This window comes from Streptomyces sp. 11-1-2 (genome assembly GCF_003595545.1).
GTDB classification, from domain to species: domain Bacteria; phylum Actinomycetota; class Actinomycetes; order Streptomycetales; family Streptomycetaceae; genus Streptomyces; species Streptomyces hygroscopicus_B.
On record NZ_CP022545.1, the window covers coordinates 8,119,060 to 8,144,342 of the forward strand.

At 69.5% G+C, this 25,283-nt stretch carries 18 protein-coding genes; 12 read left to right on the plus strand and 6 right to left on the minus strand.

Annotated elements, in window-relative coordinates; all coding sequences use genetic code 11:
* Window positions 1-83: 83 nt before the first annotated feature.
* On the minus strand, window positions 84-965 hold the full coding sequence (locus CGL27_RS34915; protein ID WP_078644367.1) for a GNAT family N-acetyltransferase: 882 nt from the start codon (window positions 963-965) through the stop codon (window positions 84-86).
* 231 nt (window positions 966-1,196) lie between these two features.
* Here CGL27_RS34915 and CGL27_RS34920 point away from each other — a divergent pair, with 231 nt between their 5' ends.
* Complete coding sequence (locus CGL27_RS34920; RefSeq protein WP_119991798.1) at window positions 1,197-4,478, plus strand: GH92 family glycosyl hydrolase; 3,282 nt, start codon at window positions 1,197-1,199, stop codon at window positions 4,476-4,478.
* A gap of 87 nt (window positions 4,479-4,565) precedes the next feature.
* On the opposite strand, the gene CGL27_RS34925 is transcribed toward CGL27_RS34920, so the two are convergent.
* Window positions 4,566-4,958 carry a hypothetical protein gene (locus tag CGL27_RS34925; protein ID WP_119991799.1) on the minus strand — a complete coding sequence of 131 codons (393 nt, stop codon included), beginning with the start codon at window positions 4,956-4,958 and terminating at the stop codon, window positions 4,566-4,568.
* Between the two features lie 7 nt (window positions 4,959-4,965).
* Between CGL27_RS34925 and CGL27_RS34930 the strand changes: the two genes are divergently transcribed.
* Both CGL27_RS34930 and CGL27_RS53630 read left to right on the plus strand, forming a co-directional pair.
* Window positions 4,966-6,096 (plus strand): MMPL family transporter, encoded by a 1,131-nt coding sequence (locus CGL27_RS34930; protein WP_240450735.1) that lies wholly within the window; start codon window positions 4,966-4,968, stop codon window positions 6,094-6,096.
* 699 nt (window positions 6,097-6,795) lie between these two features.
* Window positions 6,796-7,212 carry a hypothetical protein gene (locus CGL27_RS53630; RefSeq protein WP_346345754.1) on the plus strand — a complete coding sequence of 139 codons (417 nt, stop codon included), beginning with the start codon at window positions 6,796-6,798 and terminating at the stop codon, window positions 7,210-7,212.
* Here the strand turns inward: CGL27_RS53630 and CGL27_RS34940 are convergent.
* Both CGL27_RS34940 and CGL27_RS34945 read right to left on the minus strand, forming a co-directional pair.
* Window positions 7,209-7,979: a PIG-L deacetylase family protein gene (locus CGL27_RS34940; protein WP_119991800.1), complete on the minus strand. Its 771-nt coding sequence runs from the start codon at window positions 7,977-7,979 to the stop codon at window positions 7,209-7,211. The two genes, CGL27_RS53630 and CGL27_RS34940, sit on opposite strands and share 4 nt — an antisense overlap.
* Before the next feature lie 24 nt (window positions 7,980-8,003).
* Window positions 8,004-8,849: an NAD(P)H-binding protein gene (locus tag CGL27_RS34945; RefSeq protein ID WP_078644372.1), complete on the minus strand. Its 846-nt coding sequence runs from the start codon at window positions 8,847-8,849 to the stop codon at window positions 8,004-8,006.
* A 106-nt stretch (window positions 8,850-8,955) separates the two neighbouring features.
* Here CGL27_RS34945 and CGL27_RS34950 point away from each other — a divergent pair, with 106 nt between their 5' ends.
* Window positions 8,956-9,366: a helix-turn-helix domain-containing protein gene (locus CGL27_RS34950; RefSeq protein ID WP_119991801.1), complete on the plus strand. Its 411-nt coding sequence runs from the start codon at window positions 8,956-8,958 to the stop codon at window positions 9,364-9,366.
* Window positions 9,367-9,462: 96 nt separating this feature from the next.
* On the opposite strand, the gene CGL27_RS34955 is transcribed toward CGL27_RS34950, so the two are convergent.
* Both CGL27_RS34955 and CGL27_RS34960 read right to left on the minus strand, forming a co-directional pair.
* On the minus strand, window positions 9,463-13,323 hold the full coding sequence (locus tag CGL27_RS34955) for a GH92 family glycosyl hydrolase (protein ID WP_119991802.1): 3,861 nt from the start codon (window positions 13,321-13,323) through the stop codon (window positions 9,463-9,465).
* A 251-nt stretch (window positions 13,324-13,574) separates the two neighbouring features.
* Window positions 13,575-14,108 (minus strand): PT domain-containing protein, encoded by a 534-nt coding sequence (locus tag CGL27_RS34960; RefSeq protein ID WP_240450736.1) that lies wholly within the window; start codon window positions 14,106-14,108, stop codon window positions 13,575-13,577.
* Between the two features lie 341 nt (window positions 14,109-14,449).
* Here CGL27_RS34960 and ngcE point away from each other — a divergent pair, with 341 nt between their 5' ends.
* The 8 genes from ngcE to dxs all read left to right on the plus strand — a co-directional run bounded on the left by ngcE (window position 14,450) and on the right by dxs (window position 25,111).
* Window positions 14,450-15,886, plus strand: a complete 1,437-nt coding sequence (ngcE, locus tag CGL27_RS34965) for an N-acetylglucosamine/diacetylchitobiose ABC transporter substrate-binding protein (protein ID WP_119991804.1) — start codon at window positions 14,450-14,452, stop codon at window positions 15,884-15,886.
* Between the two features lie 58 nt (window positions 15,887-15,944).
* A complete protein-coding gene (locus CGL27_RS34970) occupies window positions 15,945-16,862 on the plus strand; it encodes a sugar ABC transporter permease (protein ID WP_078644377.1) in 918 nt (305 codons plus the stop codon).
* A gap of 61 nt (window positions 16,863-16,923) precedes the next feature.
* Window positions 16,924-17,871, plus strand: coding sequence for a carbohydrate ABC transporter permease (locus tag CGL27_RS34975; RefSeq protein WP_119991805.1), 948 nt, complete (start codon window positions 16,924-16,926; stop codon window positions 17,869-17,871).
* 363 nt (window positions 17,872-18,234) lie between these two features.
* The gene (locus CGL27_RS34980) at window positions 18,235-19,434 is read left to right on the plus strand and encodes an ROK family transcriptional regulator (protein ID WP_078647720.1); all 1,200 of its coding nucleotides are present in this window, start codon (window positions 18,235-18,237) and stop codon (window positions 19,432-19,434) included.
* A 216-nt stretch (window positions 19,435-19,650) separates the two neighbouring features.
* Window positions 19,651-20,751, plus strand: a complete 1,101-nt coding sequence (locus tag CGL27_RS34985; RefSeq protein WP_078644378.1) for a substrate-binding domain-containing protein — start codon at window positions 19,651-19,653, stop codon at window positions 20,749-20,751.
* Window positions 20,752-20,873: 122 nt separating this feature from the next.
* On the plus strand, window positions 20,874-21,662 hold the full coding sequence (locus CGL27_RS34990) for an ATP-binding cassette domain-containing protein (protein WP_205587793.1): 789 nt from the start codon (window positions 20,874-20,876) through the stop codon (window positions 21,660-21,662).
* Complete coding sequence (locus CGL27_RS34995) at window positions 21,659-22,975, plus strand: ABC transporter permease (RefSeq protein ID WP_078644380.1); 1,317 nt, start codon at window positions 21,659-21,661, stop codon at window positions 22,973-22,975. Before CGL27_RS34990 ends, CGL27_RS34995 begins: the two co-directional genes overlap by 4 nt.
* Before the next feature lie 171 nt (window positions 22,976-23,146).
* Window positions 23,147-25,111, plus strand: a complete 1,965-nt coding sequence (gene dxs, locus CGL27_RS35000; protein ID WP_119991806.1) for a 1-deoxy-D-xylulose-5-phosphate synthase — start codon at window positions 23,147-23,149, stop codon at window positions 25,109-25,111.
* Window positions 25,112-25,283 lie beyond the last annotated feature (172 nt).

Below are 25,283 nucleotides of genomic sequence, written 5' to 3' on the forward strand. Positions count from 1 at the left end.
CTTACGGCGGCGCCTTACGGCAGCGGCGACGGGCCGCACCCCCGGCGGGGGTGCGGCCCGTCCGCGTACCAGCTGCCTTGCGATCAGAGAAACGTCCCGGACGGGATGTAGGGCATCGGCGGCGGCATGCCCCGCAGACACACATAGCCGCTCGTGGACAGCTCGAGCCCGGCCTCCAGCCCCACGTCCACCGCCCACTGCTGCTCGGCCGTCAGCGCCGCGACCCGGGCGTCGGTGCCCTCCGGAAGGCACAGCAGCGCCGCCGTCAGCAGCCGTTTCGCCAGCCGCCGCGAGGTCGCGGCCAGCAGCTCGACCTTGCCGTCCTCGGCGACATAGCAGTAGCCGCTGCCCGCCAGGTCGTCCACGACCAGCAGCCGCCGTTGGGTGAGCAGCAGTTCGTGGTCGGCGCCGTGCGCGCCGCCCCGGGTGCGGCGGTCCACCGAGTCCAGCAGGTCCCGGTGGCGGGCCACGCCCTCGTGGACGGCGCCGTCGGGCGGGGACAGCCGCTCCTTGGTCTCCGGTCCGACGGTGCCGCGCAGCCGCATCGCCGGATGCAGCGCGAATCCCGCACGCCGGTAGGTGCTCGCCGCGCGCGGATCCTCCGATCCGCAGATGATGCCGCGCAGGCAGCCCCGTCCGTACAGCAGCGCGGCGGCCAGCAACTCACGGCCCACGCCCTGCCGTTGGGCCCGGGGCAGCACCGCGAGCAGCGCGAGCCCCCAGGTGCCCTCGCGCCGCGCGGACAGCGCCACGCCGAGCGGCATACCGGCGTCGTCCAGGGCGATCCAGCAGCCGCCCGGGTCGGTACGGGCGAGATGCCGGTGCCGGTCGTGGATCTCGGCGATGTACCCCGGTGGCCATCCGTCCTTGCCCGCGAGGGCGGCGGCGTCCCCGAAGGCGGCGGCCACCACCTCCCAGGCGGCCTCGGCGTCCTCGTCGGTGTCGCGTAGCTGGCGGAGGATCATGAGCCCATGATGGCGCGTCCGGTGAGGGGATTGTCGGTGCGCGGAAGCGGCTTGCTCGACCGGCGAACGCGACAACGTTGTCAGCATGGCTTTAACGATCAGTACGCCGCCAACCGGGTGTCCCTGTCAAGACCGTTCGCGCACTCTTACGGCCGACGGCCCCCGTGCGGTACGGTCCCCACGGCTTGTTCGACCCGGTGATCGCGGCCCTTCCGACAAGGTGGGACCGCAATGCCCTCAAGACCCCTGGCCGCCCTGGCGGCCGCGGCCCTGACCGCGGGGCTCCTCGCCACCGCGGCCGGCGCGCCCGCTTCGGCCGCTCCGCCGCCGACGCTGGTCAAGGACCCGGCGGCGTACGTCGATCCGCTGATCGGCAGCTCGGCCGGCGGCAACACCTTCCCCGGCGCCGTCGCCCCCTTCGGCATGCTGTCGTGGAGCCCGGAGAACACCCGCGGCGACGCCACCCGCACCGCCGCGCCCGGCGGCTACCACTACGACGCCACCCGCGTCCGCGGCTTCAGCCTCACCCATATGTCCGGCACCGGCTGTGCGGGCGGCGCCGGGGACATCCCCTTCTTCCCCCACGTGGGCGAGGTCACCTCCTCACCCGCCGCCGACACCAAGGACCAGGTCTACGCCTCCGACTTCAGCCACTCCGACGAGACCGCCGAACCCGGCCGCTACAAGGTCTCCCTCGCCTCCGGCGCCGGCGCGGAGCTGACCGCCACCGCCCGTACCGGCTCGGCCCGCTTCAGCTACCCCGCGGACAAGACCGCCTCCCTGCTGATCCGCACCTCCTCCTCCGAGGTCGGCAGCAGCGACGCCGACCTCACCATCGAGCCGGCGCACCGCACCGTCTCCGGCTCGGTGACCAGCGGCAACTTCTGCGGCTATCTCGACCCCGAGGGGCGCCGCAGCTACTACACGCTGCACTTCACCGCCACGTTCGACACCGCGTTCACCGCCCAGGGCACCTGGCAGGACGGCACCCTGCGGCCCGGCACGACCAGCGCCGAGGGCGGCTCCGGCGGCTTTGGCACCGACGGCCGCCCGGTGGCGGGGAAGGGCTCCGGCGGCTATCTCCAATTCGCCCCGGGCACCCGCCGGGTGGGCGTCAAGGTCGGCATCAGCTACGTCGGCGACAAGGGCGCCCGGGCCAACCTCGCCGCCGAGAACCCGCCGCGGCGCGGCTTCGACCAGGTGCGGACCGCGGCGTACGACGCCTGGCGGCGGCAGCTGTCCGCCATCCGGGTCGGCGGCGGCGCGGACGCGGACCGCACCGCCTTCTACACCGCGCTCTACCACTCCCTGCTGCACCCCAACGTCATCAGCGACACCGACGGCCGCTACCGGGGCAGCGACGGTGCGGTGCACCGGGTGAGCCGGGGCCACCGGGCCCAGTACGGCACCTTCTCCGGCTGGGACATCTACCGCTCCCAGCTCCAGCTCCTCACCCTGCTGGAGCCGGAGACGGGCTCCGACATCGCCCAGTCCCTGCTGAACCTCGCCCAGCAGAACGGCGGCGTCTGGGACCGCTGGCTCCAGGGCGCCTCGGGGACGCATGTGATGAACGGCGATCCGTCGGCCGCCGCCCTCGCCGGGATCCGTGCCTTCGGCGGCGGTGACTTCGACCTCGACGCCGCCCTCGACTCGCTTCTCAAGGCGGCCACCGTGCCGACGGAGAAGGACCTCAGCCCGGCGGGCAAGCCCATCATGTCGGCCGGCCAGCGGCCCTCCCTCGACAAGTACCTCAAGCTGCACTACATGCCGTCCGTCTCCAACGCGTGGGGCGGCGCGGCCGAGACCCTGGAGATGTCCGGCGCGGACTTCGCCCTCTCCCAGCTTGCGCGGGCCGCGGGCCGTAAGGACACCGCCGACACCTTCGCGCACCGCGCCCAGTGGTGGCAGAACAACTTCAACGCCGCCGCCGACCCGGAAACCGGCGGCTATATCGCCAACCGTAAAGCCGACGGCAGTTGGGTCACCGGCTTCACCCCGGCCACCGGCAACGGCTTCGTCGAGGGCACCAGCGCCCAGTACACCTGGATGGTCCCGCACAACCCCGCCGGTCTCTTCGCCGCGATGGGCGGTAAGGACGCCGCGATCAAGCGCCTGGACGCCTTCTTCCACGACGCCGACGGGGGCTGGGCGCTCACCGGTAAGGGCGGCGAGAAGTCCGAGCTGGACAACGAGCCGTCGATCAACGTCCCCTATCTCTACGCGTACGCCGGGCAGCCGTACAAGACCCAGGAGACCGTGCGCGCCGCGATGCGTCAGCTGTGGACCACCAAGCCCGACGGCATCCCCGGCAACGACGACCTCGGCGAGATGTCCTCGTGGTACGTCTTCTCCGCCCTCGGCATGTACCCGCAGGTGCCCTCCCGCGCCGAACTCGTCCTGGCCTCGCCCCTCTTCCCGAGGATCGAGATCGACCGCGGCGCCCGGGACATCTCCATCCGCGCCCCGCAGGCCGCGCCCGGCGCGCCGTACGTCCAGTCGCTGAAGGTGAACGGGCGGGCGAGCGGCCGTCCCTGGCTGCCGGAGTCCTTCGTACGGCACGGCGGCACGCTGGACTACACCCTGTCCGACACCCCGGACCGCGCCTGGGGCGCGTCCCCGTCCGACGCCCCGCCCTCCTTCCGCGACGGCGAGCAGCCGTACCAGATCGGGGTCGGGCCGACCACGGGCACGCTCGCCCCGGGCGAGAGCCTGACCGTGAAGGTGGCCGCCGTCCCGGTCGGCGAGGGCGACCGCCCCGAGGTGCGCTTCACCACCGACGCCCCCGACGGGCTCACCGCCTCACCCGCCTCCGGGACGGTGGGCCCGGACGGCACGGCGGAGATCTCCCTGCGCGCGGGGAAGGACACGCCCGAGGGCTTCTACGACGCGAAGGTGACGGTGACCAGCCAGGACACCAAGGTCGTCCAGCCGATCACGCTGACCGTCGCCGCCCCCGGCACTCTGCTCGCCGCGTACAACAACACCGGCGCGACCGCCGACGACGGCGAGCACGACGAGGGCGACTACGACGGCGGCGGCTGGAGCTACTCCCGCCAGGCCCTCGTCGCCGCCGGCCTGGAGCCGGGCGCCAAGGGCACCACCCAGGGCCTGGACTTCACCTGGCCCGCCTCCCCGCCCGGCCGCCCCGACAACGCCTCCACCACCGGCCAGACCATCACCCTGCCCGAGTCCACCGGCCTGTCCTTCATCGGCAGCGCGGTCAACGGCAACCAGAAGGCCACTGCCAAGATCACCTACACCGACGGCAGCTCGGACGAGGCGGAGCTGGCCTTCACCGACTGGACGGTGGGTGGCGGCGGCGGAACGGTCCAGTACGGGAACGTGACCCTCGCCAAGACCGGCTACCGCAACATCAGCGGCGGCGACAAGGACGTGGTGGACGCGTACATCTTCGCCACGAAGGCGTTCCACGCGCCCGAGGGCAAGACGGTCAAGAGCGTCACCCTGCCCGACAACGCGGATCTCCACGTCTTCGCGATCGCCCGCGGCTGACGGACGCCCACGCACGGAACCGTCCTGATCCGCGCACCAACCAGCCGATGGACCAGCCGATGGACCAGTCGGTGAACCAGCCGTGAACTAGCCGATGACGGGGGCGAGATAGCCCCGCAGGGCCTTCTTCAGTTCCCCCGTCATCGCCTGGCGCTCGTCGCCCTCGGCGGCGACCACCAGCACCACCATGGCCTGGAAGATCTGCGCGCAGACCCGGGCCGTGCGCTGCCGTTCGCCCTCCGGCAGACCGGGGGCCCGGGCGCCGATCATCGTCTCGATCCGGCCGAGCAGGGCCGCCTGGATGGGGCGGGCGGCGTCGCTGAGGCCATCGGGCATATCGGGGCGGGCGAAGAGCGCCTTGAAGCCCGGGTTGGCGATGTTGAAGCCGACGATGGGATCGACGATCCGGTCCAGCAGGTCGTCAAGGGTGAGGGCGGCGAAGTCGATCGCTTCGAACGCCTCCCGGTGCGCGGCCCCCATCTGTGTGATGCGCCGCCCGCTGCTGCTCGGCGCACCGTTCCTCGGGGTGCGCTTCGGGCTGCCCGACGACCGGGTGCTGCCCGCCTCGGCACCGGCCCGCCAGATGTACGACCAGGTCCGCGACTCGTTCACGGTCGAGGAGTCCGACGCCGTCCAGGTCGTGGCGCCGGCGGGAAGCGGAGGCTCGGTGGGCGCCTACGCCGCCGAACTCTCCGGAATCGAGGGGGTCGTACGCGTCGACTCGGCCGCCGGCTCGTACGCCGACGGACACCGCGTCACCTCGCCCTCCGGGGTCTCCTACGACGCCGAGGACGGCACCGGCACCCGGCTGGCGGTCATGCCCTCCTCCACCCGGCTGGAGGCCGACGCCACCGGCCTGGTCCGTGACGTACGGGCGGTGCCCGCGCCCTTCGCCGTGGAGGTCGGCGGCTATCCGGCGGAACTCACGGACTACCGCGACGGGGTGACGGACCGGCTCCCGCTCGTCGCCGGTCTGATCGTCGCGGTGACCTTCGTCGTGCTGTTCCTGATGACGGGCAGCGTGGTGGCCCCGCTCAAGGCGTCCGTGCTCAACGTCCTCAGCCTGTCCGTCATGTTCGGCGCGCTCGTCTTCGTCTTCCAGGACGGCCATCTGTCCGGCCTCCTCGGCTTCACCCCCACCGGCGTGATCGAGCCGAGCATCCCGATCCTGATGTTCTGCATCGCCTACGGGCTGTCCATGGACTACGAGGTCTTCCTGCTCTCCCGGATCAAGGAGGAGTACGACCGCACCGGCGACCCCATCGGCTCCGTCCCGCGCGGCATCGCACGCAGCGCGCCCCTGGTCACGGCCGCCGCCGCCATCCTGGCCGTGTCCTTCGCCGGGTACGCCACGGGGGACGTCGTCTTCCTCAAACAACTGGGGGTCGGGATGGCCCTCGCGGTGATCGTGGACGCCACCTTGATCCGCGGCGTGCTGGTACCCGCCTTCATGCGACTGGCCGGGCGGGGCAACTGGTGGGCTCCCGGGCCGCTGCGCCGCCTGCACCACCGCATCGGCCTGACCGAGCGGCCCGCGCCCACCCCCGCTACCGCGGATCCCGCCGCCGCGCCGCCCGCAGCCGCTGCCCCGGATCCCGCTCCGGCACCCGTGGAGTAGCGCCCCAAGCCGGTGCCGTCCCGTCGCGGGGGTGCGGGGCGGCACCGAAGTCCTGCGCGGCGCGGAGGCGCGGCGCGGAGGCGCTTCGCGGGTCCCCGAACGGCCCCGCGGGGCCCGCCATCTCGCCGCCCTGGAGCACGGCGTCAACGCGAACAGCCGCCACATACGATCGAGCGAAGTGAAGGCAAGTGCCATCGGCACTTGCCGTTAGGTCTTTAGCGTTCAACGCATGGTCAGTTCCTCACCTGAAGCCCTCCATCGGATTTTCCAGGAGGACACGGGGGCCGTCGTCCGAGCGCTCAGACAACTGCTCGGCGTCCCCTTCCCGGAGACGAGCAGCGTGTTCGTCGTCAGCCCAGACCTCACCGAGATCGCACCGGTCGAAAGGCGTGTGGACACGCTGCTCCAGGTCGAGACCAAGGATGACGGCACGTATTTATTCGCCATCGAGTCGCAGCGCAGAAGAGACCCGAAGAAGCCTGCGGCCTGGGCCTACTACCTCTCGTATATGCACGCCAAATTCGGTCACCAGCCGGTGCTGGTCGTGCTCTGCCCGGACGAGGCCACGGCCCGCTGGGCCGCCCGCCCGATCACGCTCGGCATTCCCGACCACCCGTCCCTGACGGTTCGCCCACTTGTTCTGGGCCCGGCAACACTCTCATCGTCACTGACGCGAAGGATGTGGTCCGGGATGTTCCGATGGCCATGTTCTCGGCGATTACGCATAGTAAGAGCGAAAACGTCGATGCCATACTGAAGGCGCTGGCGACAACGCTCAACACGCTCGACCCCAACCAGGCGACCATCTACGCCGAACTCGTTGAAGCCGGTCTCGGAGACACCCCGGCACGAGAGATCTGGAGAGACCTGATGTCCGCGCTGCTGAACTTCTTCCGCTCCGAGCATGCCCAGCGAGCCTTCGCCGAGGTTCGGGCTGAGGGCCAGGCTGTAAAAGGCGCGAATGATGTTCTGCGCGTGCTCAGCCTTCGAGGGCTTGAGGTGACTCCCAAGACGCGCGAGCGCATTGAGGCATGCAAGGATCTGGATCTCCTCGACACCTGGCTGGACCGTGCCGTGACCGCCTCCCGCACCGAGGATCTGTTCGCCGACGGTTAGCGCTGAGAGGGCCGGGAGGGGGAGGCGTCGATGAACCACTCCCGGCCCAGCAGCAGCCCGAAGAGCGGGGCCGGCAGCCGGAGCATCCTCCGCATGACGGCGCTCATGCGGCCCGTGCCGTTCATCTGGGAGCGGTGGGCGGCCAGGGCCGCCTGCTTCTGGCGGGCGTAGCGGCGTACGTCGAAGTGGTGGGTGATGGCGCTGCGGGGGCTGAAGCGGGTGCTCAGCTCGTCGGGATCGAAGCGCAGGGGGATGCGCAGGAGTTGTATGAGTCGGACCAGGCGTTCGACGGTGTCGCGGGGGAGCGTCGCCTCCAACACCCGTGCCGTCCCGGCCAGTTCCGCCGCGCGTCGGCCGACCTCGTGGACCTTGATGTGGTCGCGGTGGCCGTAGCCGCCGTTGGGGTCGTAGCTGAGCAGCATCGCCGCGTTCTCCTCGCGCAGGATCGTGGCCAGTTGTTCCGCCGCCTTCTCTGTGTCGGCCCGGGCGAAGCGCGTACGGTCCGGCGGGTCGGCGTTGAAGAGCGGGCCGTGACCGCTGTCCGCGTAGCCGAGGTGGACGACGCGGTCGACGCCGAGCACGCACGCGCTCTTCCGCAGTTCGTGCAGACGAGGCGGCTCGCGGCCCGGCGGGGCGGCGTCCATGTGGCCGTCCGTGGCGACCACGAGCACCACCCGGTGGCCCTCGTCGGCGAGTCGGGCGAGCGTGCCCCCGGTCAGCAGCGCCTCGTCGTCGGGGTGGGCGTGGAATGCCAGGACGGTTGCCATGCGGGCCATCCTGGCATTCCGGGATCAGCGGAAGGCCGCGATGTTGCGCATTGCCCAATCGGCGAAGGCGCGCGGCGGTCGGCCCAGGACGCGCTCGACATCGGGGCTCACCCGCTGTTCGGCGGCCGTCGGCTCGCCCAGGATGTCGAGGGTGCCGTCCGCGACGGGCTCCGGCATGAACCGCAGCAGCTCCGCCCGTGCCTGCTCCCGGCTCAGCTCGGTGAACCGTACGGGTTCGCCCAGCGCATCCCCGATCGTCTGCGCCTGCTGGCGCGGGGAGACCGGCGCCGGGCCGGTGAGCTCGTATGTACGTCCCGCGTGGCCCCGCCCCCGCAGCGTCGCCGCCGCGACCTCGGCGATGTCCGCCGGGTCCACGACCGGCAGTCCCACATCGCCGAACGGCGCCGCGACCGTCCGCCGGGTACGGACCGACTCGGCCCAGGCGAACGCGTTGGAGCCGAAGCCTCCCGGTCGCAGGACGGTCCAGTCCAGCCCCGATGCCCGCACGGCCTCCTCGAGCGCCCGCAAGGGGGCGTGGGATATCGCCTGCGGCCGCGTTTCGGCCGCCTGGGACGAGAGCACGACCACGCGCCGCACCCCCGCGGATCCGGCGGTCTCCAGGAGTTCGCGGACGGGCCGTTCGCCGGTCAGCAGTTCGCCGGCGAAGAGCAGGAAGAGCGCATCGGCCCCGTCCAGCGCGGGCCGCAGACTCCCAGGGTCGGCCAGATCGGCCTGATGGTGACGTACCCCCTCCGGCAACTCCGTGCCGCCGGGCCGTCGCGACACGGCTGTCACCTGCTCGCCGACTGCGGCCAGCGCCTCCACCAGTGGCCGACCCACATTCCCGGTCGCTCCGGTTACCACGATCATGTGCGACTCCCCGTTCCGTAGTGACAGACGTTGCCGGACGTTGTCCTTGCCGCGGCACGGTGAAGCTAGCATCGTGGGGATAGTAGGTACCTAGGGGAAAGTGACTATGTCGAAAGAACCGGAACAGGCGTGCCCGATCGCTCCCGTGGTCGACATCGTCTTCAGTCGCTGGACCACGCCCATCCTCTGGACGCTCCATGAGCACGGCCGTCAGCGGTTCGTGGAGCTGCAGCGCCGCATCGGCGCGGTCACGCCGAAGGTGCTGACCCAGCGGCTGCGGCAACTGGAGCGCGATGGGCTGGTGTGCCGTACGTACCATCCGGAGGTTCCGCCCCGGGTGGAGTACGAGATCAGCGATCTCGGCCGCAGTCTGGGCCCGCTCTTCGCCACGCTCGCGACGTGGTCGGCCGAGAACCTGCCCGAGGTCGAGCGTGCCCGCCTGCACTACGACGGCGCGGAGGCCGCCACTACCGGTCCCGGTGAGACCGTCGAACGCGCCGCGCGGCCTCGTGAATGATCGCCGCCAACGGCGTCGGGACGTCCCGGACTCGCCCACTGGCGTCTACAGTCGGGCAGGCCGGGTCCGGACGCCGGACCCGGCCCACCCGACGGCTCAGCTCAGCAGCTCCACCTCCGCCAGCGTCGCCTTGCCGTCCGGCACCAGCCGGTAGTGCTCATACGTATCGGGCGTCCGCACCGAGAAGACGCGGGTCTGCTTGTCCCAGCTGAAGGTCTCTCCCGACCTCCGGTCCAGGTCCCGCCACTTCTCGCCGTCGCGCGAACCCTGGAGCACCCATCCGGCCGGGGCCTTGCTCCGGTCCGACGAGGTCAGGGTGTACTGCACCGCGCGGCCCGCCTTCGTGATCGGCAGGTCCACCGTCTCGAAGGTCGCCTCCGTCCCCGACGTGTTGTCCAGGAGGGCCGTGCCACCGCTCGGCACCGTCAGGTCGTGGCGCGGGGTGGGCACCTTGTCGTCCTGGGTGATGGAGGACGGCGCGGCGTTCTTCCCCGTGCCCCAGGCCGACGGCTTGGCGCCCATCGCGAACTCCAGGGTGCCGCCCTTGGCGAGCACCGAGTGGGGGAGGGCCGTGGAGTTCCACGCCTTGCCGTTCACCTTCAGACCCTGGACGTAGACGTTCGTCCGGCTGTTGCGCGGCGCCTTGATCACCAGATCGCGGCCGTTCTCCAGATGCACCGTGGCCTTGGTGAACTGCGGCGACCCGACCGCGTACTCGGAGCCGCCCATCACCAGCGGATAGAAGCCCAGCGAGCTGAAGATGTACCAGGCCGACTGCTCGCCGTTGTCCTCGTCGCCGTGGTAGCCCTGGCCGATCTCGCTGCCGGTGTAGAGGCGGGAGAGCACCTCGCGCACCTTCTCCTGGGTCTTCCACGGCTGGCCCGCCGCGTCGTACATATACGTCACATGGTGGGCGACCTGGTTGCTGTGGCCGTAATTGCCCATGCGGACGTCCCGCGCCTCGGTCATCTCATGGATGACGCCGCCGTAGGAACCGGCGAACTCGGGGGAGGCGGTCTCCGGGGTGGAGAAATAGGTGTCCAGCTTCTTGGCCAGGCCCGCCCGGCCGCCGTAGAGGTTGGCCAGGCCCCGGCTGTCCTGGGGCGCGGTGAAGGCGTAGCCCCAGCCGTTGGTCTCGGTGTAGTCGTAGCCCCAGATCCGGGGGTCGTACTTGTCGGAGGGCACGCGCCACTTCCCCGCCGCGTCCTTGCCCTGGAAGAAGCCGGCCTTGTCGTCGAAGAGCGAGACATAGCCCTGCGCGCGGTGCAGGAAGTACTCGGACTCCTCCTTGTAGCGGGCCTTCTTCGTCTTCGCGTAGAGCGCCTTGCCCATATTCGCGAGGCCGAAGTCGTTGAGATAGCCCTCCAGCGCCCAGGACAGCCCCTCATGGGTCTCGGTGCTCGTGTAGCCGAGGAAGGGCGAGCTGGCCATGCCCTTACGGCCGACGCCCGACGAGGGCGGGACGGCGGTGGCGTTCTTCAGCGCCGCCTCGTACGCCGCCTCGGCGTCGAACCGTACGCCCTTCAGATACGCGTCGGCGAAGGCCACGTCCGAGCTGGTGCCGGTCATCAGATCGGCGTAGCCCGGCGAGGACCAGCGGGAGATCCAGCCGCCGTCCTTGTACTGCTGTACGAAGCCGTCGACCATCGTGCCCGCCCGCTTGGGGGTGAGCAGTGAGTAGGCGGGCCAGGTGGTGCGGTAGGTGTCCCAGAAGCCGTTGTTGACGTACACCTTGCCGTCGACGATCTTCGCGCCGGTGTGGGTCGGGGTGTTCTCCCCGGTGCCCGGCGAGAAGGCGCTCGCGTACTGGTGACGGGGCTTCGCCGCCGTCCCCGTGTTCTCGAAAGCGGAATTGGGATAGAGGTACAGCCGGTAGAGGCTGGAGTAGAGCGTGGTGAGCTGGCCGCGGTCCGCGCCCTCGACCTCGATCCGGCCCAGGATGTTGTCCCATTCCGCCTGCGCGGCCTGCTTGACCTGCCCGAACGACCTCGACGCGGGCAGCTCCCGGTCGAGGTTGGCCTTCGCCTGGTCGACGCCTATCAGCGAGGTGGCGAGCCGGAGCGTGACGGTGCGGTCCTTCCCCGGCTTGAAGCGGAAGTAGCCGGTGACATCCTTGCCGCCGCCTCCGTCCAGCTTGCCGCTCGCGCTGACCGGGGTGTCGAAGACGCCGTAGACGAACATCCGGGTGGCGCCGGTGGACAGTCCGCTCTTGACGTCGGAGTAGCCGGTGACGACGCCGTGCTCGGCGTCGAGGGTCAGCCCGCCGTCGCCCGTGACGTTGTCGAAGAGGACGCTCGCGTCCTCACCCGGATAGGTGAAGCGCATCGCCGCGGCGTGATCGGTGGGCGCCATCTCCGCCTTGAGGCCGTTCTCGAAGGTCACCCCGTAGTAATACGGCCGGGCGGTCTCCTTCTCATGGCGGAAGGGGAGCGCGCGGGAGGAGCGCCCGGCGTCGGGGGTGCCGGCCGCGCCGGACGGCATCACCTGGAAGGTCTGCCGGTCGCCCATCCAGGGGCTGGGCTCATGGCTCGCGCTGAACGCCTGGATGGTGGGGAGGTTGTCGGCGTTGTTGGCGCGGGCGTACTGGTAGAGCCAGTCGGTGGAGCCCGCGTTGGTCACCGGCGTCCAGAAGTTGAAGCCGTTGGGGACGGCGGTGGCCGGGAAGTTGTTGCCGCGCGAGAAGCTGCCGCTGGAGTTGGTGCCGCGGGTGGTCAGCGCGTAGTCCGACAGGTGCTCGAGCGGCTTCTCGGGCGCCTTGGGGGCGATCGAGACGTCGTCCACCCAGCCGCGGAACTGCGCGGGGCCCTTGGGGGAGTCGTAGGCCACGAGTATCCGGTCGACCGTCTTGCCCGCGGCGACCGCGCCGATCCGCGACTCCTTGTTGTTCCACTGGTTGACGTAGAGCGTCTTGGAGTCGGCCTGGCCCTGCGGGCTCATCCGGGCGCCGTGCTGGTCGACCGCGCCGGGCAGATCGCTCAGATAGGTGCCGTCGGTGAAGGCGAGATCGACCGAGACATGGGTGGCCGGGTAGTTGAGATCGGTCTCGGGCATCGACGGGAAGATCCGGTAGGACAGCCGGGTGTCCCGGGTGACGGCCGTGTCGACGTCGAAGACCTTGTTGTACGAGTACGCCCGGCCGCCCGGCTTGTGGGTGCCCGCGTAGCGCAGGGCATGGGTGCCGGTGAAGCCCGCGTTGGCCTTGGCGGTGGGGGAGCCGGTCGGGCCGCGGTCGATCTGGGTGCGCATGTCGGAGGGCGCGGGCGGTGTGGTGTCGCCGGTCGCGAACTGCACCTCCGCGAGCTGGATGAGGTCGTCCCCGGCGTTGCGGGTGATCTCCAGCCGGAAGTGCTGGTACGCCGTGGTGCCGTCGAAGGAGAACTCCCGCGTCTGCTGGCGCGAGGAGAACGTCTCGTCCTTACGGGTGTCCAGCGTCGTCCAGTCGGAGCCGCCCGCCGAGCCCTTGAGGGTCCAGTCCTTCGGGTCCCGGCCGGGGGCGTCATTGGCGGAGGTGAGGGCGTAGCGGACGGCCTTCACCGGCTCGCTCAGATCGAACTCGAGCCAGGCGGTGGTGGTGTCGAAGGCCAGCCACTTGCTGGTGAGCTCGCCGTCGACGAGGTTCTCCTTGACCTCCCCGCCTTCGGCGTTCTCCCCGCTCGCCCGGACCTCGGTGACCTTGTCGGAGACATTGCCGGGGATTCCGGAGGAGTAGCCTCCGTCCACCCCGGACGCCTTCTTCTTTCCGTCGGGTCCGGTCTCGACCGTGTTGCGCCAGTCGGGCTGGGGATCGCCCGACTCGAAGGATGAGGCGAAGGCGCGGTCGGCGTGGTGCGCGGAGGCCGGGCCGGCGGGGGCGGCGACCGCACCGCCCTGGGCCGTCACCGCCAGCAGGACGGCCGCCACCAGGGGGGCCGTCCGTCCGATCCCACGCCATCGTCTCTGTGGTCGTCTCTGTCGCATACGCAGCCTCTCAACGAGTCTGACAACGTTGTCCTCTGAGTCGGGCAGAGATAAGTAGGGAGGCAGGGGGAGGGTGGTGTCAAGGATGCGGACAACCGCCAATTCGGCTGCGCCCGGCGGACGGTACGACACGGGCCGTACCACCATCGGTGGTACGGCCCGTGTCCATGGGGGCGTTTCGGCGCGCCTGATGAGGCTGTGTCTGGTACGTCCTCAGCCGTCGCTGTCGGGCTCAGTCGGCCCTGTCGGACTCAGTCGGCGCTGTCGGACTTGGTGGCGAGCGAGAGCCTGCACTTCTTCGCGGTGTGGGAGCTGTCCGCCTTGAGCCCGGTGACCTTGATGGTCTTGTCGGCGCCGCCCGCCACGGCCGCGTCGGACTCCACCCCGGTGGTCACGGCCTTGTCGGAGCTGTCGACGAAGCCGACCAGCAGCGAGTAGTAGGCGGTGCTGGAGCCGGAGTTGCTGATCTTCACATTGGCGTAGGGCTTGCCGTCCGAACCCCATCCGCACGTTCCCATCTTGGCGTCCGGGGTGATGAGGCCGGAGCCGCCGGTGGGGGAGTCCGACGGATCGTCATACGGGTCGTCGGTGGGGTCGTCGGTGGGCTCCTCGGTCGGCGCCTGGGTGGGCTCCACCGGCAGTTGGGCCATGCCCTTGCCTATCGCCGCGCCGCCCTTGCTGTCCCCGGCCGACGAGCCCCCTTTGCCGGAGCCGCACCCCGTGGTGATCGCGAGTGTCGCGGTCACGACAATGCTGGTGACGAGGGTGAGCTGCTTCCGGGACACGGGAACCGCCTTTCGGGGAGCGCGCACGGCGGCGTGCCGCACGGACTGTCTCCACCTACGGTATGTCGGGCAGGTCTCAACTCGGGAAAGACTGATACCCGATGACCTCTCGATCTTGCCCATATGAGGCCCAGTGGACTATACCTGTCGCCCCAGGGGGAAGGCCGCACCGCGGCCCATATCGGAGGGCCTCGGCGGGTCATCCGCACTCCCCGGCGTACACCCAGCAATACTCCGCTTGACGCTTCAACTGACCCGCGGTGTCGGGCCCCTCGCCGGAGGCGAGTATGTACGGGAAACCGTTACACCGCCTGAGTCCTGACGAAGGCGAGGACTTGAGCATGGGATCCACCTCAGATGTCGGCCGTCGCGATCTGATCAAGCGCTCGGCGGCGCTCGGATTGATCTCCGTGCCCGCGATGAGCGCGCTGTCCGCCTGTGCCAGTGGCGGTGACGACGAGGCCAAGAAGGTCGACAAGGGCAAGAAGAGCGCCAAGAACCCGCTCGCCGTCAATGAGAGCGCCGCGCTCGACGTCGTCATCTTCGACGGCGGCTTCGGGCAGCAGTACGCCAAGGACGCCGAGGCGGAGTACGCCGCGGCCTTCCCGAAGACCAAGGGCAAGGTCAAGCACGCGGCCACCCAGAAGATCCAGACCGTGCTCCAGCCGCGCTTCAACGGCGGCACCCCGCCGGACCTCGTCGACAACTCCGGCGCCGAGCAGATGGACATGGGCACCCTGGTCGGGAAGAACCAGCTGACCGACCTCACCCCGCTGCTGGACGCGCCCTCCCTCGACGACCCCAGCAAGACGGTGCGCGAGACCCTGCGCCCCGGTGTCGTGGAGATGGGCCAGTTCGACGGCAAGCCGGTGTGGATCCTCTACTACGCCTACACCGTCTACGGCGTCTGGTACTCCAAGAGCAATCTCGCCAAGCTCGACGTGGAGTACCCCGAGACCTGGGACGACATGCTCAAGGTCTGCGAGGCGGCGAAGAAGAAGGGGATCGCGGGCTGGACCTACCCCGGCAAGTTCCCCTACTACCTGCCCTTCAGCCTCTACCCCTTCATCGCCAAGATCGGCGGCCGGGACGTCCTGGACTCGATCGACAACCTGGAGCCGAACGCCTGGAAGCACCCGGCCGTCAAGGCCGCCTTCGAGGCGTACTACGAGCTCTACAAGAAGGGCTACATCCTCAAGGGCACCCCCGGTCTGTCCCACATCGAGTCCCAGACCGCGTGGAACCAGGGCAAGGCGCTGTTCATCCCCAACGGCTCCTGGGTGGAGAACGAGGCGAAGAAGACCACGCCCAAGGACTTCCAGATGGCGGTGGCCGCGCCGTCCAGCCTGGACAGGAGCGACAAGCTGCCGTTCGGCACCCTCTGGGCCTCCGGCGGTGAGCCCTTCATCGTCCCGAAGGCGGCCAAGAACCCGCAGGGCGGCATGGAACTGCTGCGGATCATGCTCGGTGAGAAGTCCACCAAGAACTTCGTCAAGCAGGTCTCCTCGCTCTCCTCCCTCAACGGCGGCACCGAGGGCCTCAGCCTGCCGTCGGGCCTGGCGTCGGCGCAGGAGGCGCTGACCAAGGCGGGCAAGAACGTGGTCAACCCGCGGCTCCAGGACTGGTACGTGACGCTGCAGAAGCAGCAGATCGGCGTCGGCGCGCTCGGCGAGATGATGGCGGGCCGGATGACCCCCGCCGAGACGATCAAGAAGTGCCAGAAGTTCGCCGATGAAACGGCCAAGGACGACGCCGTCAAGAAGTACAAGCACGTCTGATGCGGCTCCACGCGTCGCCGGCGGCATTATCCGTAGGGGAAGACCGAGGTCGGTAGAAATGCAGCATGGGAAGTACCGGTTCATCGCGGGGTTCCTGGCCCTGCCGGTGATCCTTTACGCGGTCTTCGTGATCTCGCCGTTCGTCCAGGCCATCTACTACTCCTTCACGGACTGGACCGGGCTGAGCTCCGACTTCAAGATGGTCGGGTTCAAGAACTACAACTGGCTGCTGCATGACGACCTCTTCTGGAAAGCGGTCGGGCACAATGTCGTGCTGCTGCTGGTGGTGCCGCTGGTGACGCTCGGCCTCGGGCTCTTCTTCGCCTTCATGCTCAATGTGGGCGGCCGGGGGAGGAAGAACTCGGCGATCTCCGGGGTGCGCGGGTCGAGCCTGTACAAGGTGATCTACTTCTTTCCGCAGGTGCTGTCGATCGCGATCGTCGCCCTGCTGTTCCAGTTCACCTACAACCCGCGCAACGGCGCGATCAACGCCTTCCTCGGCGGAATCGGCCTGGAATCGTTCCAGCAGCAGTGGCTGGCCGATCCCAAGCTGGCGCTGTGGTGCCTGATGGCGGTGATGGTCTGGAGCAACGTCGGCTTCTACGTCGTCCTCTTCTCCGCCGGGATGAGCTCCATCCCGAAGGACTTCTACGAGGCGGCGCTGCTCGACGGGGCCAACCGGATCAAGACCTTCTTCAAGATCACCCTGCCGCTGCTGTGGGACACGGTCCAGACCGGCTGGATCTATATGGGCATCATCGCGCTCGACGCGTTCGCCGTGGTGCAGATCATGACCGTGGGGCCGGGCGGCCCCGCCGACTCCACGCAGGTCATGGGCTACTACGTCTACACCAAGACCTTCCACGACGGGCAGGCCGGACGGGCCACCACGATCGGCGTCGCGATGCTCATCGTCACGCTGATCTTCGCGGTCATCGTGACCAGGCTCGGCCGGCGCGAGCGGCTGGAGTACTGATGCCGATCACACCGACCGCACCCGGCCGCCGCCGCCCGACCACCGATCTGGGGGTACCGCAGTGACCTCGCACGCAGAGCCCTCGGAACTCCCGGGCGTCACCAAGGAGGACGAGGCGCCGCCCGCCGGGCCCGTCCGCAAGCAGCCGCCGCCGGGCTTCACCCCCGAGGGCCGGGTCGGCGGCGAGGGCAAGGTCCTCAACGTCTTCTCGCACGGCATCCTGGTGGTCTGGGGGCTGCTCGTCACCCTGCCACTGCTGTGGGCGGTGATGAGCTCCCTCAAGACCGACAAGCAGATCTTCACCTCGCCCTGGGGACTGCCCTCCGCCCTGCACTTCGACAACTGGACCCGGGCCTGGAGCAAGTCGAACATCGGCGACTTCTTCCTCAATACGATCCTGGTGGTGGGCTGCTCCCTGATCGGGACGATGCTGCTGGGCTCGATGGCGGCATACATCCTGGCTCGCTTTGAATTCCCGGGAAAGCGATTCATCTATTTCATGTTCGTCGGCGGGATGAGTTTTCCCATCATCCTGGCGCTGGTGCCGCTGTTCTTCGTGATGAAGAACATGAGCCTACTCAACACCTTCCATGGGCTCATTCTGGTCTATATCGCCTATTCGCTGCCGTTCACGGTCTTCTTCCTCACCTCGTTCTTCAAGACGCTGCCGTCCTCGGTCGCGGAGGCGGCCCTGATCGACGGGGCCTCCCATACCCGTACGTTCTTCCAGGTCATGCTGCCGATGGCGAAGCCCGGCCTGATCAGCGTCGGGATCTTCAATTTCCTCGGCCAGTGGAACCAGTACATGCTGCCCACGGTGCTCAACACCGATGAGGACAAGCGGGTGCTCACCCAGGGGCTGGTGCAGCTCGCGGCCAGCCAGCAGTACAAGGGCGACTGGTCCGCGCTTTTCGCCGGTCTGGTGCTGGCGATGCTTCCGGTGCTCGGCGTCTACATCCTCTTCCAGCGGCAGGTCCAGGCGGGCCTGACCGCGGGCGCGCTCAAATAGGGGCGGCCGGAGAGCGCTTTTCACGGCCCCGTCCTTTCCGTCGCGCGGCGTCGCGCGGAAAGGACGGGGCCGTGTGCTGTGGGCCGCCCCAGGGATTCCGTTCCGCCGCGCCGGCCGTACGCTGGCTGGAATATCGCCGCGATGCCGCGGACCCGCCGGGAGACGGGCGGGAGGTATCAGGAGGTGGACCGGAGGTGTCGGAAGGTGCCGCCGGGCGTCCCGCGACGGTCAGGGACTTGACGTGGGACAACCGTGGCGGCTCAGCTTAGAGTTCACATGTTGGAGACACCGCTGGGCCTCACTGCTGCGGCCCGGCCGGCGGAGCGGCCGTCGTGCCGCCCGCGAAGGCGGGAGTGGATGGGCGTGGAGACTCCGGGATCGCAGTCGTCGCTGCACCGGGCCAATCTCGAGCGGGTGGTCCGTGCGGTGCGGATGGCGGGCTCGCTGACCCAGGCGGAGATCGCCCGGTCCACCGGGCTGTCCGCCGCCACCGTCTCCAACATCGTGCGTGAGCTCAAGGACGGCGGAACGGTCGAGGTCACCCCCACCTCGGCGGGCGGCCGCCGGGCGCGCAGCGTCTCGCTCAGCGGCGACGCGGGCATCGTCGTAGGGGTGGATTTCGGCCATACGCATCTGCGCGTCGCCATCGGCAACCTCGCCCATCAGGTGCTGGCCGAGGAGGCCGAGCCGCTGGATGTGGACGCCTCCTCCTCGCAGGGGCTGGACCGGGCGGAGCAGTTGGTCAGCAGGCTGATCACGGCCAGCGGGCTGAGCCAGGACAAGGTGGTCGGCGTCGGTCTCGGCGTGCCCGCCCCGATCGATGTGGAGACCGGCACGCTGGGCTCGACCGCGATCCTGCCGGGCTGGGCGGGCACCAATCCGCGCGATGACCTGGCGCAGCGGCTCGGGGTGCCGGTGCATGTGGACAACGACGCCAACCTCGGCGCGCTCGGCGAGCTGGTCTGGGGCTCCGGCCGCGGGGTCGCCGACCTCGCGTACATCAAGGTCGCCGACGGTGTCGGCGCGGGGCTGGTGATCAGCGGGAAGATCTACCGCGGCCCCGGTGGTACGGCGGGCGAGATCGGCCATATCACCCTCGACGAGTCGGGCCCGGTGTGCCGCTGCGGCAACCGCGGCTGTCTGGAGACCTTCACCGCGGCCCGCTATGTGCTGCCGCTGCTGCGATCCAGCCATGGCGCGGATCTCACCGTGGAGCGCATGGTGCAGCTGGCCCGCGAGGGCGACCCCGGCTGCCGGCGGGTGATCGGGGATGTCGGCCGGCACATCGGCAGCGGGGTGGCCAACCTCTGCAATCTGATCAATCCGAGCCGGATGGTGCTGGGCGGTCAGCTCGCCGAGGCGGGGGAGCTGGTGCTGGGCCCGATCCGGGAGTCGGTCGCGCGGTACGCGATCCCCAGCGCGGCGCATCAGCTGTCGGTGATGCCCGGGGCACTCGGCGGCCGGGCCGAGGTGCTGGGCGCGCTGGCGCTGGTGCTCAGCGAGATGGGAGATTCGACGCTGCTGGACGGTGCGCTCTCGGCGGGGGCTCCGGCCCTCACCTGACCGCCGGATCGCGGCCGTTGGCCCCGGTCTTGCCTGAGCGGCTTTGTCCGGTCACGCTCCGTCTATCCGGCCTGTCCGGCTGCGTTCACTCAGATAACGAATGGCACCGTTGCCATCTCGTTAAGGATTTACTTCTTGACGTCATGCGGGCGGCCGAGTTGACTTCCAGCCACCTCGGCCGCAATGACGCGGCCTCGTCAGGGAGGTCACCCCCAAATGAACGCAACGATGCGTCGCGTCGCTCTCGCTGCTTCTGTCCTGTCGATGACCGTCGCCCTCGCCGCCTGTGGTTCGGCGAAGGAGGCCGACAGCGGCAAGAAGGACGAGAAGAAGAAGACCGGTCCGCTCACGATCGGGCTGTTGCTGCCCGAGGACCAGACGGCCAGATACGAGAACTTCGACCGGCCATACATCACCAAGAAGCTCAAGGCGCTCTGCGCGGACTGCAAGATCCTTTACGTCAACGCCAAGTCGGATCCCTCGGTTCAGCAGCAGCAGGTCGACTCGATGATCACCAAGAAGGTCGACGCGATCATCCTCGACTCGGTGGACTCCAAGTCCATAGCCTCCTCGGTCAAGAGGTCCGACGAGGCCGGTATCCCGGTCGTCGCCTACGACCGGCTGGCCGAGGGCCCAGTCTCCGCGTACACCTCGTTCGACAACGAGACGGTCGGCAAGGTCCAGGGCCAGGCGCTGCTCGAGGCGCTGGGCGACAAGGCCAAGAGCGGCAAGATCGTCATGCTCAACGGCTGGGAGGCCGACCCCAACGCCGCCATGTTCAAGAAGGGCGCGATGTCCGTCCTCAAGGGCAAGGTGAACGTCGGTAAGTCGTACGACATCGACCGCTGGCTCGCGGACAAGGCCAATGAGGCCATGACGGGTGCCATCTCCTCCCTCGGCAAGAAGAACATCGTCGGCGTCTACTCGGCCAACGACAGCATGGCGGGCGGCGCGATCACCGCGCTCAAGAGCGGCGGCTTCAACCCGCTGCCCCCGGTCACCGGCCAGGACGCCGAACTCGAGGGTGTGCGCCGGGTCGTGACCGGCGAGCAGTACATGAGCGTCTACAAGTCCTACCTGGACGAGGCCGCCGCCGCCGCGGAGATGGCCATCGCGCTCGGCCGCGGCGACAAGGTCAACGAGTCCAACACGGTCGACAGCCCGACCACCAAGGACATCCCGGCGACGCTGATCACCCCGATCTCGCTGACCAAGAAGAACATCAAGGACACCGTCGTCAAGGACGGGAACTACACGGTCGCCCAGATCTGCACCGCCAAGTACAAGGCAGCGTGCGACGCGGCTGGTCTGAAGTAGCGGCGCGGGGCCGTCCGTCACCTCGCGGACGGCCCGCCCGCCCCCTGACACACCCCCCAACCGAGGGGAGAGCGCGCTCTCCCCTCCGTCACACAGCAGGGATCTCCCTGCCCGGAACGGAGATGGCCATCGTGCCGAACGGACCCGTGTTGGCGTTGCGCGGGATCTCCAAGCGGTTCGGCGCCGTCCAGGCGCTCACCGACATCCATCTGGAGGTCCACGCCGGTGAAGTCGTCGCCCTGGTGGGCGACAACGGCGCCGGCAAGTCGACCCTCGTCAAGTCCATCGCCGGAGTCGGCCCCGCCGACGAAGGCGTCATCGAGTGGCAGGGCAAGTCCGTCCAGGTCAACCGGCCGCACGACGCCCAGGAGCTGGGCATCGCGACCGTGTACCAGGACCTCGCCCTCTGCGACAACATCGACGTCGTCGGCAACCTCTTCCTCGGCCGCGAGATCCTGCGCGCCGGGGTGCTCGACGAGGTCGAGATGGAGCGGCGCTCCCGTGAGTTGCTGCAGACCCTGTCGATCCGCATCCCCAGTGTGCGGATCCCGATCGCCTCGCTCTCGGGTGGCCAGCGGCAGACCGTCGCCATCGCCCGTTCGATGCTCGGCGAGCCCAAGCTGGTGATCCTGGACGAGCCGACCGCCGCCCTCGGCGTCGAGCAGACCGCGCAGGTCCTCGACCTGGTCGAGCGGCTGCGCGACCGTGGTCTCGCCGTCATCCTCATCAGCCACAACATGGCCGACGTCAAGGCCGTCGCGGACCGCGTCGCGGTGCTGCGGCTGGGCCGTAACAACGGCATCTTCGATGTGAAGACCACCTCTCAGGAAGAGATCATTTCCGCCATCACCGGCGCCACGGACAACGCCGTGACCCGTCGCAAGGCGCGTAGCGGGGAGGTCGCGAAGTGACCACGAACGTCGACAAGACCAACGGCGGCGCGTCGAACGGCGGCAACAAGGCGAGCGGCCCGGCCGACGTCAACCCCGTCGCCAAGGACGCAGTCACCGTCGTCGACCCCCGGCTGCTGGTCCGTCAGGAGGGGTTCAAGGGCTATCTGGCGGAGTTCGGCCGGAAGATGCGCAGCGGCGATCTGGGCGCGGTCCCGGTCATCGTCGGCATCGCCATCATCTGGGCGGTCTTCCAGTGGAAGGACAGCGCCTTCCTCTCGCCCAAGAACCTCTCCGACCTCTCGATCCTGCTCGGCGGCACCGGCATGATCTCGGTCGGGATCGTCTTCGTGCTGCTGCTCGGTGAGATCGACCTGTCCGTCGGCTCGCTCAGCGGTCTGGCGGCGGCCACTTTGGCGGTGCTCAACGTCAACGAGGGGGTGCCCGAGGGGATCGCGGTGATCGCCGCGCTCGCCAGCGGCGCGGCTCTCGGCGCGCTGCACGGCTTCTTCTTCGCCAAGATAGGCGTCCCGGCCTTCGTGGTGACCCTGGCCGGTCTGCTGGCCTGGAACGGTCTGATGCTCCAGGTGCTCGGCACCACCGGCACCATCAGCATCGCCGACGACAGCTTCGTGCGGGATCTCACCGCCCACTACTTCAGCCAGCTCATCGCCGCGTACGGGGTGGCCGCGCTGGCGACGGCGGGCTTCTTCCTCGCCCAGTTCCTGGACAGCAGGCGCCGTAAGGCGGTCGGCGTGCCCTCGCGGCCGCTGAGCGAGATCCTGGTCCGCACGGGCGTGCTCGCGGTGATCGCCTTCGCCGCGGCCTGGCGGCTGAACGAGTACAAGGGCCTGCCTCTCGCCTTGGTGATCTTCGTGGCGGTCCTGGTGATCCTCGACTTCGTGGTCCGCCGCACCGCCTACGGGCGCAAGGTGATCGCCCTGGGCGGCAGCGTCGAGGCCGCCCGCCGCGCGGGCATCAACGTCGTCGCCATCCGGATCTCGGTCTACTCGCTGGCCGGGCTGATGGCCGCGTGCGGCGGCATCATGATCGCCTCCCGGATCGGCTCCGCCAGCCAGCAGGCCGGCACCGGCAACCTGCTGATGGAGGCCATCGCGGCCGCGGTCATCGGCGGCACCAGCCTCTTCGGCGGCCGTGGCTCGGTCTGGTCGGCGCTGCTCGGCATGCTGGTCATCGGCTCGATCTCGTCGGGGATGAACCTGCTGGGCGTCGCGAACTCCGTCCAGTACATGATCACCGGTGGCGTGCTGCTGGCCGCCGTCGTCATCGACTCGGTGTCCCGCAGGACACAACGGTCCGCGGGTCGCGGCTGACCCGGACGTCTCACCCGGCTGCCCGGTGCCTCCACGGAGGCGCCGGGCAGCTGTCTGAAAAGAACACGCGTGACGGACATCGCATGGGGGGAGGTCTGCGCCGGAGGACGGAACATTAGACTCGGGCGGACCGGCAAGCTCCATGGAGACGCTCGAAGCAAGGAGGCACGGGTGCTGCTGACCCGCATCACGGGACCGCGCGATCTGGACCGGCTCACTCCGGAGGAGCTGGACCAGCTGGCCGCGGAGATCCGCTCCTTCCTCGTCGACGCCGTCTCCAAGACCGGTGGCCATCTCGGCCCCAATCTCGGCGTGGTGGAGCTGACCATCGCCCTGCACCGGGTCTTCGAGTCGCCCCGGGACAAGGTGCTGCTGGACACCGGGCACCAGTCCTACGTCCACAAGCTGCTCACCGGCCGCCAGGACTTCTCCAAGCTCAAGAGCAAGGGTGGTTTGTCCGGTTATCCCTCGCGGTCCGAGTCCGAGCACGACGTCATCGAGAACAGCCACGCCTCGACCGTCCTCGGCTGGGCCGAGGGCCTCGCCAAGGCCAATGAGCTGCTCGGCAAGCAGGACCATGTGGTCGCCGTGATCGGCGACGGCGCGCTGACCGGCGGTATGGCCTGGGAGGCGCTCAACAACATCGCCGCGGCCAAGAACCGCCCGCTGGTCATCGTCGTCAACGACAACGAGCGTTCCTACGGCCCGACCATCGGCGGCCTGGCCAACCACCTCGCCACCCTCCGCACCACCGACGGCTATGAGCGCTTCCTGGCCCGCGGCAAGGACCTGCTGGAGCGCACCCCGGTCGTCGGCAGGCCGCTGTACGAGACGCTGCACGGGGCCAAGAAGGGGCTGAAGGACTTCATCACCCCGCAGGGCATGTTCGAGGACCTGGGGCTGAAGTACGTCGGCCCGATCAACGGCCATGACATCGAGGCGCTGGAGTCGGCGCTGCAGCGGGCGAAGCGTTTCGGCGGCCCGGTCATCGTGCACTGCCTCACCGAGAAGGGCCGCGGCTACCAGCCCGCCCTGCAGGACGAGGCGGACCGCTTCCACGCCGTCGGCAAGATCCACCCGGACACCGGGCTGCCGATCTCGGCCTCCGGCGCCGACTGGACCTCGGTCTTCGGCGAGGAGATGGTCAAGCTCGGCGAGGAGCGCGAGGACATCGTCGCGATCACGGCGGCCATGCTGCACCCGGTGGGGCTCACCGAGTTCGCCAAGCGCTTCCCCGAGCGGGTCTACGACGTGGGCATCGCCGAGCAGCACGCGGCCGTCTCGGCGGCCGGGCTCGCCACCGGCGGGCTCCACCCGGTCTTCGCCGTCTACGCCACTTTCCTCAACCGCGCCTTCGACCAGGTCCTGATGGATGTGGCCCTGCACAAGTGCGGGGTGACCTTCGTGCTGGACCGCGCCGGTATCACCGGCACCGACGGGGCCTCGCACAACGGTATGTGGGACATGTCGCTCCTGCAGGTCGTCCCGGGCCTGCGGATCGCCGCCCCGCGCGACGCCGACCAGGTCCGCGCCCAGCTGCGCGAGGCCGTGGAGGTGGAGGACGCGCCGACCGTGGTGCGCTACTCCAAGGGCGCGGTGGGCCCGGCGGTCGCGGCCGTCGGCAGGATCGGTGGCATGGACGTGCTGCGGGAGCCCGCGGCGGCCGACCGTGAGCGGCCCGATGTGCTGCTGGTCTCGGTGGGCGCGCTGGCCCCGATGTGCCTGGAGATTGCCGACCTTCTCGACAAACAGGGCATTTCCACTACGGTGGTCGACCCCCGCTGGGTCAAGCCGGTCGACGAGGAGCTGCCCGCCCTCGCCGAGCGCCACCGCGTCGTCGTCACCGTCGAGGACAACAGCCGGGTCGGCGGTGTGGGCTCCGCCGTCGCCCAGGCGCTGCGCGACTCGGGCGTCGACATGCCGGTGCGCGACTTCGGCATCCCGCCGCGCTTCCTCGACCATGCCTCCCGTAAGGAGGTCATGGCGGAGATCGGGCTGACCGCACCGGACATCGCCCGGCAGGTCACCGGGCTCGTCGCCAGGATCGGCGGCCGCTACGGGAGCGAGTCGGCGCACGCGGGCTCCCAGGGCGCGGATGTGACCCGATCGACGACGGCCGAGCCGGTGCGCGACTGAACCACCGGGTCGCCACCCCCTTCCCACCCGGGCCGGCCGGAGCCTCCTGCTCCGACCGGCCCATCGTGTGTCCCCCGGGCCCGCCCCCATCGGGTGAATCGGCCGGGGCTTCGGGTGTGCGCACCTCCCTCCCGCCCGGTTGGCAGAACCATGGGCGCCCACGGGGCACGGG